Origin of the sequence: Rahnella sp. AN3-3W3 (assembly GCF_003263545.1) — a bacterium.
GTDB classification, from domain to species: Bacteria; Pseudomonadota; Gammaproteobacteria; order Enterobacterales; family Enterobacteriaceae; genus Rahnella; species Rahnella variigena.
In genome coordinates, this window is sequence record NZ_JYDG01000033.1 from 1 (window position 1) to 12,011 (window position 12,011).

The 12,011-nt window shown below is 50.9% G+C and carries 9 protein-coding genes; 3 read left to right on the top strand and 6 right to left on the bottom strand.

Annotated features, from left to right (window positions below; genetic code table 11):
- Positions 1-99: 99 nt before the first annotated feature.
- From UC15_RS11145 to UC15_RS11170, 6 genes are all read right to left on the bottom strand, one after another.
- Positions 100-2,184 carry a bifunctional diguanylate cyclase/phosphodiesterase gene (locus UC15_RS11145; RefSeq protein ID WP_112288512.1) on the bottom strand — a complete coding sequence of 695 codons (2,085 nt, stop codon included), beginning with the start codon at positions 2,182-2,184 and terminating at the stop codon, positions 100-102.
- A 347-nt stretch (positions 2,185-2,531) separates the two neighbouring features.
- Positions 2,532-2,759, bottom strand: coding sequence for a hypothetical protein (locus UC15_RS11150; RefSeq protein WP_112288513.1), 228 nt, complete (start codon positions 2,757-2,759; stop codon positions 2,532-2,534).
- Positions 2,760-2,928: 169 nt separating this feature from the next.
- Positions 2,929-3,669: a hypothetical protein gene (locus UC15_RS11155; protein ID WP_112288514.1), complete on the bottom strand. Its 741-nt coding sequence runs from the start codon at positions 3,667-3,669 to the stop codon at positions 2,929-2,931.
- Entirely contained in the window at positions 3,666-4,406 is a 741-nt protein-coding gene (locus UC15_RS11160; protein ID WP_112288515.1) for a hypothetical protein, read from the bottom strand. Before UC15_RS11160 ends, UC15_RS11155 begins: the two co-directional genes overlap by 4 nt.
- 13 nt (positions 4,407-4,419) lie before the next feature.
- Positions 4,420-6,498: a DUF3274 domain-containing protein gene (locus tag UC15_RS11165; protein WP_112288516.1), complete on the bottom strand. Its 2,079-nt coding sequence runs from the start codon at positions 6,496-6,498 to the stop codon at positions 4,420-4,422.
- A gap of 102 nt (positions 6,499-6,600) precedes the next feature.
- Positions 6,601-7,623 (bottom strand): LacI family DNA-binding transcriptional regulator, encoded by a 1,023-nt coding sequence (locus UC15_RS11170; RefSeq protein WP_112288517.1) that lies wholly within the window; start codon positions 7,621-7,623, stop codon positions 6,601-6,603.
- Positions 7,624-7,915: 292 nt separating this feature from the next.
- On the opposite strand from UC15_RS11170, the gene ascF reads away from it, so the two are divergent.
- The 3 genes from ascF to UC15_RS11190 form a co-directional block, all read left to right on the top strand.
- On the top strand, positions 7,916-9,385 hold the full coding sequence (gene ascF, locus UC15_RS11180; RefSeq protein ID WP_112288519.1) for a PTS cellobiose/arbutin/salicin transporter subunit IIBC: 1,470 nt from the start codon (positions 7,916-7,918) through the stop codon (positions 9,383-9,385).
- 20 nt (positions 9,386-9,405) lie between these two features.
- Complete coding sequence (locus tag UC15_RS11185) at positions 9,406-10,836, top strand: 6-phospho-beta-glucosidase (RefSeq protein ID WP_112288520.1); 1,431 nt, start codon at positions 9,406-9,408, stop codon at positions 10,834-10,836.
- A gap of 362 nt (positions 10,837-11,198) precedes the next feature.
- On the top strand, positions 11,199-12,011 hold an 813-nt coding region (locus UC15_RS11190; protein WP_112288521.1), incomplete at its 3' end, for a cellulase family glycosylhydrolase.

A 12,011-nucleotide genomic window follows, 5' to 3' on the forward strand; every position in this document is an offset into this window, starting at 1 on the left:
TCGCAGGGGGAGGAGCAAAAACAATCGTCAGAAATAACAGCCATATATACCGCTGTTCCCCCGATCACTCCCGCCAAAACCCGTGTCTAATACCTATCATCAGAGGGGTGCAAACCCAACCAGTCTTGACTCTGAGGGCTGAGGCCGCCCGAAGAAATATCCCTGGAACAACGTACAACCTTCTTCTTTCAGACGCCGGAACTGCTCGTCGGTTTCCACGCCTTCTGCTGTGGTCTGAATGTCCAGACTGCGGCTCATGCCAGTGATGGCGCGGATGATCGCCAGAGCCTCGCGACTGTCCTGCATGTCATTGATGAACGACCGGTCGATTTTGATTTTGTCGAACGGGAAGGAGCGCAGATAACTCAGCGACGAATAACCGGTGCCGAAATCATCCAGTGCAATGCGCACGCCGAGCGCCTTCAGTTTGCGCAGGATGCTGATGTTTCCCAGTGTGTTATCGAGCAACACCGATTCGGTGATTTCGACTTCCAGACGCGACGGATCCAGCCCCGAGGCTTCCAGCGCAGATTCCACCACAGACACCAGCCCGCTGTTTTTAAACTGGATCGGCGAAAGGTTTACCGCAACCGTCTGATTGCCTTTCCAGGTGGTGGCTTCGCGGCAGGCCTCGTGCAAGGCAAATGAGCCAAGACTGTGGATCAGCCCTGTTTCTTCGGCAATCGGAATGAAATCGATCGGCATAATCAACCCGTTTTCCGGATGCTGCCAGCGCATCAGCGCTTCATATCCGATGACGGCATCATGACGCGCGTCGGTGATCGGCTGATAATAAAGACGCAGCTGATTACAGGTAATCGCATCGCGTAAATCCATTTCTACCACGCGGCGTTTGCGGGCGGCGGCATCCATTTCGATTCGGAAATCTTCGTAGCGGTTACGGCCATTACGTTTGGCTTCGTACAGCGCCATATCTGCGCAACGCAGTAACTGATCCGGGGTGTTTTCTGCCGAATCTGCCAGCGCAATACCAATGCTCAGACCGACAGACAGCGAATGGCCGTCGATGATCACTGGCGGGCGCACTGATTCAATCAGTCGTTTAGAAATCTGATGTGCCGCTGAAATGTCTTTCAGCCCCGGCAGCACCACGGCAAATTCATCGCCGCCAATGCGCGCCAGCGTATCGTCATCACGCAGCGTCATGCGCAGACGTTTGGAAATAGCACGCAGCAGTTCATCACCAATCTGATGGCCCAGTGCGTCGTTGACGTTTTTGAAGTTATCGAGATCCAGACACAGCGTGGCGGTGTGGCTGTGGCTATAACTGTCACGTTGCAGGGCTTCGCTCAGACGCTGGCTGAACAGAATGCGGTTCGGCAGGCTGGTCAGATTATCGTGATGCGCCATATGATGAATCCGGGCATGTGCAGCCTGTTGATCCGTCACGTCGTCGGCGATCATCATCACGTAGCTGGTCTGCGGATCGTTGCCGCGGATCACCGAACTGGTGGTTTGTAACGTGCGGTCGCCGATGGCGGTCAGCAATTGCTGTTCGCTGCGGTGAACACCTTCTGCGCGCAGACACTCGTCCGACTGCTTATTGATAAAGGTGCTCAGCCCTGAACCCATGCAATCCTGCGGACGTTTACCGAGCATTTTTTTACGTGAAATGCCCAGTAAACGTTCTGCCTGACGGTTAACCAGTAAGATCTCGCGGGAAACTGCATTCTCAACAATCACGGATGACGGGATATTGGCGATGACCGTATTCAGAAACTGCGAAAGGGAAGCAAGTTGCTCACTGTTAGATTCAGCCAGTTCTTTGGCCTGTAACAATGCCTGTTCGGCTTCACGACGTTCTGTCACATCGCGGGTGATTTTGGCAAAACCTATGATTTCACCGGCTTCACGCAACGCTTCAATAATGATGTGCGCCCAGAAGAGAGTGCCATCTTTGCGCTGTCGCCAGCCTTCGGATTCATAGCGGCCGGTTTCGCGCGCTGTTTCCAGGCCGTGCTGTGGCCAGCCGCTTTTGCGGTCTTCTTCGGTGTAAAAACACGAAAAATGCTTTCCGACTATTTCCTCGGGCGTATAACCCTTTGCCCTCTGCGCACCGGCATTCCAGTTCGCAATAATGCCATCGGGTTTAAGCATGTAAATCGCGTAGTCTTCTACGCGCTGAACCAGCAACCGATACAATACATCAGAATCTTCGCTCATTTTATTTTGCCTGCTAGCCTGCCGCCTTTACGGGGATCCTTCCGTACTAAAGTCCGGCTAAATAGTGCGCCTGTCCCGACGCATTTTTGCTGTGATGTGCGGATGAAACGTTAGCATAAGATAATTCTTACTTCGCCAAATTTTGCTTCTAACGTGCTTAAATTTAAGCGTATTTAGCAAAAAGATCGGCCTTAAGTGAAATTCACTCTTTGGGTTTTAAATAGCACGGAAGTTATCGGCAGACGGGGAAGTAACTTTAATAAAAAGGCACACAACGTTCAGGCGTTACACGTGTTTAATCAGCATGCAAAAAAGCCGCAACAGTGTGCGGCTTGTCATGAAATTGTTTAGCCGCGATGTTCGGGCTTATTCATCTCCGGCTTTGGTTTCACCTTGTGATGAACCGGCACCGGTTTAGCTTTGTGATGCGCAGGCTGATGATGAACAACCGGCTTGTGCGTTTTATGTACCGGCTGCGGCTCTTTAACCGGCGGCTGACGCGGGCCTTCAGCAAAGACGCTGACACTCGCAACCAGCAGCGCTGCGCAAAGAACAACCATTCCAGATTTTTTCATTTTTGTTTCCTGTGTCCCGTCATGACGGTGGATCATGTTCACGCGCACAATGCAGGGCAAAGGGATAAACGACAATTCGGAAAAGGCTTAATCGGTGGTGTTTAACGGATAATTTAAACCGCGTTTACGGAAAGCTTAAGGAAGAGCCGGGGGAATATTCCCCCACGGGTCATTTTGCTGGCAACCCCAAATCCGGATCACACCGCATACGATCCCAGCCGGTGTAATTTTTTACCGCAGGCACTTTGTTGGGGATGTTCTGGAAATTGGCTCTGTAAGTATCGATGGTCCAGTGTTTTGGTCCGGCGAATGAGTTCCACGAAACGTATTCATTGCCCCATTTACCGCCGCCATATCCGGGGCGGATATGATGGGTTTGCATCTGTCCACGGCTGTTTGCAACGGTATAATCAATGCCACTTCCACCGGGTTCAAGCCGTGGGTCATCAAAGGGCTTTGAACTCATATAAAGGTCGCCCTGTTTGGTCAGCATATAGCCCTGATCGTTGACGACGGTGATGGATTCAATTTCTTCGCGTTGCGGGCCGTCAGCTCCGTACTGGACTGCGCCGGTGCCGGGGGCGAAACGGGCAATACCCCATGTCCGTCCGTAGTCTTTCGAAATGAAAAAGCCTGAACCTTGATATTCAGTGATAGCTAAGTACTTTTCGGATGGGTGGATAAAGGGCTGGGTGAAAATACGATAAAACTGTTCTTGCACCTGAGAATGAATACCGAGTTTTTTATCGGTGAACCATAAGGCACCTTCACAGTGGTATCCCGTTAATTCCAGATAACGGTGGTCATCAAACCGGTAGACGATTTGCGTGGGTGGGGCTGTGGCCGCTGTATCACAAGCCGTTATCACTAATAGCCCAGACAGGATGAACAGATTTTGGGAGAGCTTCATTTTGCTGGCAACCCCAAATCCGGATCACACCGCATACGATCCCAGCCGGTGTAATTTTTCACCTCAGGCACTTTGTTGGGGATGTTCTGGAAATTCGTTCGGTAAGCGAAAATGGTTCTGGGTGGTGTACCCTGCAATGAATTCCATGAAACATAATTTTCTCCCCATTTTCCACCCCCATATCCTGGCCTGATATGGTTAGTTTGAGCCTGCCCGCGGCTGTTGGTGAATGCGTAATCAATGCCGCTACCGCCGAGTTCAAGCCGGGGATCTTCAAAGGGCTTTGAACTCATATAAAGGTCGCCCTGTTTGGTCAGCACATAGCCCTGATCGTTGACGACAGTGATGGATTCAATTTCTTCGCGTTGCGGGCCATCAGCTCCGTACTGGACTGCGCCGGAGCCGGGGGCGAAACGGGCAATACCCCATGTCCGTCCGTAGTCTTTCGAAACGAAAAAGCCTGAACCCTGATATTCAGTGATAGCTAAGTACTTTTCGGATGGGTGGATAAAGGGCTGGGTGAAAATACGATAAAACTGTTCTTGCACCTGAGAATGAATACCGAGTTTTTTATCGGTGAACCATAAGGCACCTTCACAGTGATACCCCGTCAATTCCAGATAACGGTGGTCATCAAACCGGTAGACGATTTGTGTCGGTGGGGCTGTGGCCGCTGTATCACAAGAAGAGAGCAGGCCAGCGCCTAAAATTATCCCTAACATTTTAAGATGTTCCATACTTATGTCCTTTTTAAACCTTTGGCACCGGCATATCCCATTGAAGAACTTCAGCAACCTCTACTTCCTGAGGATTTCGCACAACACGAACACCATAATCGTTAACGACGCCTAACTGACCCACTGGCATCCCATTAGGACTTTCGGGTTTATTCATAAAAGGTTTAAAGAGAGGATGTAATATACCTTCTTGATAGTATGCTTTGACTTTCGGATCCGGATTCATTTCACGACGCCAGTCAGCTTTTAATAACAATCCTTCCCAGAAATCCTGATATTCAAATGCCTGACATTGCCCGATGGCCAGATCAAACGCGGTAGATTTCTGCGCTACTTCAATATTGGTTACAATGGAGGAGTGCTGACTGAACGTGGTATCCATTTTTATTGCACGGTCCAGTTCTTTATCTGTCATCCGGCGTAACAGTACCAGCTGGCGGAAATAACCATTAAGTTCATGATAAATACCGCTGACAATATCCCAGGGATATTGGCTTCTCAGCTCTTCCAGCTGGGTTTCATTCAGCGCCACACCATTATCCAGATATTGAAATTGTGCGGAGGCGGGTACATCAATACATTCGGCAGGGAACCGTTCAGCTTTCATCGCGGATTTAGCAATTTTAGGATCGTTACCGCTCAGTGCCGCCTTATAACCTTTGCCCTGTGCCATCAGCTTAAAGACAAACGGATCAGGTAAAACCGGGGCATTGACGGTGACGTCGGTAAATGAATAACCGGTATCTGCGGAATCATCAGGTTGACGCGCAGGCATCTCAAAATGAAACGCTGTCTTATCGCCCACGACGACGTCTTTACAGAAAACACGCTGATAGAGGTTATCGCCTGACTGAGCTTTGATTTTGTCAGGGATCCCACGCCAGCCGAATCCCTGAATGGGTGACATGGACACGACCTGATCGTTAGGGCAGAAATAGTTATATACCTTGCCGAAATTATTGCGGTTATAAAGCGGGTCGTTCCACGGTGATTTATTTAATGAAATACAGCCGATGTCGTGCAATTGCTGAAGATAGGCACTGTCATGAGAGGTTGCTCCCGGCTGGTACAGAGGGTTCTGTGACATAAGCCGGCAAAAATTGTTCAGCGTTTTTTGCCGTCCCTGACTGGTTTGCTGATTTCCGGGCATGGCGTTTTCCAGCCAGCGGTTCTCCAGCGCATAGGGTGAATGATTGAGTACTACGCAGTCGGCAGGCGCTGCGCCTTCAGCCTGCACCCACATATTGGCCAGCATGGTAATAATCGTGCCCTGACTGTGGGCAACAATATTAATTGTGTCATTCTGGGTTAACGGATTTTGTCTTATATCTAAAATCAGATCGGCCAGGCGGCGTGCGGCATAAGCCTGATAAATCCGGTGCGGATTTTCATAAATCGGATGACTCCAGTCACCGTGATTTTCGAGATCACTGCGGGATTTGAATAACCCGACGGCTTCTAAAATACGGCCGGATGCACCGGGACCAAACATATCAGGAATGCAGGTGGTGGCATTGGCAAAAGTGCCGCCGCCTTTGGCGGATGTGAGATCAAGCCAGTTATTGAGATTGTCGATATTCTGGTTGTCGTGTTGCCGAATTTTGACTGCGTCATTTTCGCGGTAGGTATCGTAAGGCAGGTCAGCGTTATTATATTTTTCGAGTAAGTCTTTTCGGTATTGCTTCTGATCCTCCTCCCAGGTTTCATGGTCGACCGGTTTATAACCCCAGTAAAACGGGATCACCGGTGAGCGGTTAGCGACCCCGATACAGGTGTGATCCTGCACGCTACAGGTGAGGTTCGCGACATTGTCATCGGCGTCGGAAATCATGAATTCGTGCGTTTTCCATTCATGTGGATGAAGATCCTGACGTCCCAGCCGGGTATTCAGTCCGGCACAAATGCCGGTATCCTGATCCTGGTAAGCCTCACCGACATCATTCACGCCGTGAACCAGAATCACAATGCAGGGAAGCGGGCGCATAACGGCACAGTTTTGAATTGTCATTGCGCCTGCACTGACAGGGCGACAAATATCATCCTCTGATAAAAACTTTGGATTGCGAATATTATTGTGAATCATTTCACTCATCGTTTAACTCCATCTAAACAACAGTTTGAATAACTACTTCCTGTGAGTCATTTCAATAATAATTTTGTTAAAACAATAAATTAACGGTGTGAGTCTAACACGTCAGCGCGGTTTAAGATAAGGTCCGCTCGTCACCGATTCCCGCAAAATAAGCTCTGATACAAACTTATTCTGTTCGGACAAATAACCGCCATCGAGCATGGAAATAATCTGGCTGATGACTTCACTGACCATATCGCTGACCGGATCTTTCACGCTCGACAGCGCCGGAATAAGAAACGGCGCGGTCGGAATATTATCAAACCCGATCACCGAAACATCGGCGGGGACGGCGATTCCGGCATCGTTCAGTTTCTTCATCGCGCCGATCGCCATTTCATCGTTACTGGCAAGAATGGCGCTGAACGTCTGACCGGCGGCGAGCAGGGCTTCTACGGCGGCGGCACCGCTGGCTGCTGACCATTTGCCGGAGATAATCAATGCATCATTTATTGGTAAACCAACTGCCGTCAGCGCCTCTTTATAACCTGACAGGCGTTCAATCGCGGTCGGGGAATCCATCGAGCCGGTGATAAAAGCAATATTGCGATGGCCGCGCTCAATCAGCGCATTGGTGGCCTGGAGACCTGAACCTTTGTGATCGCAATAAATACAATGGCTCTGATGTTTTCGTAATTTACGGTTCACTACCATCACCGGCTTATTATATTTATCGATGATGTCATCCATTTCATCGACGGATAAAAAGCGCGGATAAATAATAATGCCGTCGCAGCGCAAATCATGCAGAAACTGAATGGCTTCACGTTCTTCTTCGGCGCTGTGTTTGCCATCGACCAGGATCAGCTGACGTCCGTTGGCATCGAGTTTTTTGGCGGCCTGTGAGATTAACTCGCTGAAATAATTGCCGTTATACAGGGTATTGGTAACCACCAGTCCGATGCACATTGACTTGCTGGTCGCCAGATTCCGTGCCAGCAGATTTGGCCGGTAGCCCGCTTCCTCAATCGCTTTAAACACCTGATCTTTGGTTTCCTGGCTCACATATCCCTTACCGGAAAGCACTCGGGAAACGGTGGCTTTGGAAACTCCCGCTTTATTAGCCACTTCCTGCATTGTTGACATCTGCCGCACCCAAAAAAGAAAAATTATCCGTCATTCTACACATTCCCCGCGTATTGCGATGATTTCAGCCCGGCTGAAGGCCAGCGGGAGATCGGTGTCACAAAAATAAAACAGCGTTGCAGATTTTTATTGAAGTCAGGAATAGAACTGCACATTCTCGCATGAAACCGGTTACCTATCGTTTCACAGCCTTTCACAAAAGAACCAGTACGTTGCATAAAAAGTGGTTTCACAGAAGCCAGGGCTTCTGAAAAACATTCATAACCCTATGAATCCGAGAGAGTTGTTACTCATGTCTAAAAATTTTGCAGCAATATCACAGTCGGTTGTCGCGGCAATCGGTGGTGCGGAGAATGTGGCAGCAGTGACGCACTGCATGACACGCCTGCGCTTCGTGCTGAATGACGAATCTGCCGTCGATACCGCCACGCTGAAAGCCATTACCGGCGTGATGGGTGTGGTGCGCAATGAAAAACAGTGTCAGGTGATCATCGGTAACAATGTTTCTCAGGCCTACGCTGAAGTGCTGAAACTGCTGCCGGAAGGCTTTGCTGCGGCCAGTGAGGAAGCTCCGGACAAAAGCAAAATCACGCTCAAACGGATTGGATCCGGCATTCTCGATGCGCTGATCGGCACCATGTCACCGCTGATCCCGGCGATTATCGGTGGCTCGATGGTCAAACTGCTGGCGATGATCCTGGATATGACCGGCGTCTTCGACAAGGGGGCCTCAACGCTGATTATCCTCAACACCATCGGCGACGGCGCGTTCTTCTTCCTGCCGGTGATGGTGGCGGCGTCGGCGGCAGTGAAATTCAAAACCAATATGTCGCTGGCGATTGCCATTGCCGGGATTTTGGTGCATCCGGCATTTATCGATTTAATGGCGAAAGCGGCGCAGGGACAGAAAGTCGAATTTATCGGTATTTCGGTGACAGCGGTGAAATACACCTACACCGTCATTCCGGCGCTGTGCATGACCTGGTTGCTGTCTTACATCGAAAAATGGGTCGATCGTATTACACCGGTAGTGACCAAAAACTTCCTCAAACCGATGCTGATCATGCTGATTGCGGCACCGGTCGCCATCATGCTGATTGGCCCGCTGGGTATCTGGATCGGTACCGGGATTTCGGCGGTGGTGTACACCGTTCACAGTTATCTCGGCTGGCTTTCGGTCGCCATTATGGGCGCGGCCTGGCCGCTGCTGGTGATGACCGGCATGCACCGCGTGTTCACGCCAACCATTATTCAGACCATCGCCGAAACCGGCAAAGAGGGCATGGTCATGCCGTCGGAAATTGGCGCGAACCTGTCGCTGGGCGGTTCTTCGCTGGCGGTCGCATGGCGTACCAAAAACCCGGAGCTGCGTCAGACGGCGCTGGCGGCGGCGGCATCGGCGATTGTCGCCGGGATTTCCGAACCCGCGCTGTACGGCGTGGCGCTGCGTCTGAAACGTCCGCTGATCGCCTGTTTAATCAGTGGTTTCATCTGCGGTGGCGTGGCCGGATTAGGCGGACTTGCCAGCCATTCGATGGCGTCACCGGGGCTGTTTACCAGCGTACAGTTCTTTGACCCGTCAAATCCGATGAGCATTGTCTGGGTCGCGGGCGTAATGATCCTCGCGGTGGTGATTTCCTTCTTCACCACGCTGTTACTCGGATTTGAAGATATTCCGGTGGAAACCGTGGCGCCAAAAAATACAGCGCCGGAATCAACGGTTCCCGCCGCCTTTGCGGTTTCGCAGAGCGCAGTTAAATAAATTAAAGGAGAGGATTTCTCATGGCAGCATCAGCATTTCCTGAAGGTTTTTTATGGGGCGGCGCGATTGCCGCAAATCAGGCTGAGGGCGGCAGTTTTGAAGGCGGAAAAGGCCTGACCACGGTCGATATGATCCCGCACGGCGCGCACCGTCTGGCGGTTAAAACGGGTCAGGAAAAACGTTTCTCACTGAAAGAAGACGAGTTTTATCCGGCGCATCAGGCGATTGATTTCTATCACCGTTATAAAGAAGACATCGCGCTGATGGCCGAAATGGGCTTTACGGTGTTCCGCACGTCAATTGCCTGGAGCCGGATTTATCCCAACGGCGATGAACTGACGCCGAACGCGGAGGGGATCGCGTTTTATCGCGGCGTGTTTGCCGAATGCAAAAAGTACGGCATCGAACCGCTGGTCACGCTGTGTCATTTCGATGTGCCGATGCATCTGGTGATCGAATACGGGTCGTGGCGTAACCGTAAAATGGTCGAGTTTTTCGCCCGTTATGCGCGTACCTGTTTTGAGGCGTTCGACGGACTGGTGAAATACTGGCTGACGTTTAACGAGATTAATATTCTGCTGCACAGCCCGTTCTCCGGGGCGGGTCTGGTCTTCGAAGAAGGTGAAAATCAGGAGCAGGTGAAATATCAGGCCGCGCATCATGAGCTGGTTGCCAGTGCTTTAGCGACCAAAATCGCCCATGAAGTGAATCCGCAAAATCAGGTCGGTTGTATGCTGGCGGGTGGGAATTTTTATCCGCAAACCTGCAAGCCTGCGGACGTCTGGGCAGCGTTGCAGAAAGATCGCGAAAACCTGTTCTTCATCGACGTGCAGGCGCGCGGCGAATATCCGACGTACACCCGGCGGGTCTTTGCAGAGAAGGGCGTGAACGTGGTGACGGAACCGGGCGACGCAGAGATCCTGAAAAACACCGTCGATTTCGTCTCGTTCAGTTACTACGCGTCACGCTGCGCATCGGCAGACATGAACGACAACAACAGCAGCGCGGCCAACATCGTCAAATCGCTGAAAAACCCGTACATCGACGCCAGCGAATGGGGCTGGGGAATCGATCCGCTTGGCCTGCGCATCACCATGAACATGATGTACGACCGCTATCAGAAACCACTATTCCTGGTGGAAAACGGCCTCGGCGCGAAAGATAACATCAACGCGCAAGGTGAAATCAACGACGACTACCGCATCAGCTATCTGCGCGAGCATATTCACGCGATGGGCGAGGCGATCACCGACGGCGTGCCGCTGATCGGCTACACCTCTTGGGGTTGTATCGATCTGGTTTCCGCTTCGACCGGCGAAATGAGTAAACGCTACGGCTTTGTTTACGTCGACCGTGATGATGCCGGAAATGGCACGCTGGAAAGAAAGAGAAAAAAATCGTTTTACTGGTACAAGAAAGTGATCGCCAGCAACGGCGTGGATCTGGACTGATTCTGCAAAGGGGAATATCTGCATCTCCGATATTCCCCTTAAACGGAAAGCATTAATCATTCATCTTATTTACTAACGTTATTTCCGCCATTATTTATGGTGATTAATATTATTATCCGTAACAAACGTGCAATATAATTATCTCATTGTATGCAATGGGATTTTTCACTCCGGCTTATCCCTTCGCTCTATTTTAATTTCACACTTTGTCACCGCATTAAATTCTCTGATGGCTGCGCAAATCAGGTAAAAGAGTGTGATCTTAACTCCATAACCTGAGCAATTAATTTGCAGCCATTCTCTGCAGAGAATAAAAGACAGCTAATAATGTCAGTTAATGCATTTAACTTCAGGAGCGATGAATGAAACAGCAGTGGAGCAGGGAGCAGGCATCCGTGTGGAGCCAGCAACAAGGCTGGATTTGTGGATTTAACTATCTGCCACGCACGGCAGTGAACTGGACGGAACTCTGGCAGCGCGAGACTTTTGATGCGCCAACTATCGATCAGGAACTTGGCTGGGCGCATGAGGCGGGTTACAACCAGCTGCGCATCAATCTGCCGTTTATTGTCTGGCAGGATGATCGCGACGGTTTGCTGGCGCGCATTGACGAGTTTCTGGCGATTGCCGCCCGTCATCAGATTAAAGTGATGCTGACGCTGATGGATGACTGCGGGTTCTCCGGAGACGAGCCGTTCCTCGGGCCGCAAAAAGCGCCGGAACCGGGTAAACATAACAGCCAGGCAGCAGCCAGTCCGGGGCGCGATGTGGTGTGCAACCGCGATATGTGGCCGGAAGTGGAGCGTTATGTGCGCGATATTGTCCGTTATTTCCGCACCGATGAACGTATCGCCATCTGGGATTTGTATAACGAGCCGGGCAACCGTGGCACTTTTGCCAGCGGGCTTGAGGAAGTGTCATACGATGAAAAACTCGAAGTCTTTGCGCTGGAACTGATGCAAAAGGCGTTTGTCTGGGCGCGGGATGAAGATCCGCTTCAGCCGCTGACTGTCTGCGCATGGCATTTCTCGCAGGATCCGGATGAGCCGGAAAACGAGTTTTTCACCCATCCCATTGATGTCGAAGCGGCAAAACTTTCCGATATCATCAGTTTCCACGCCTACGTCGCCACGCCGAAACTTTTGCAGGCGTTGCGTTTCTGGCAGAAATTTGAC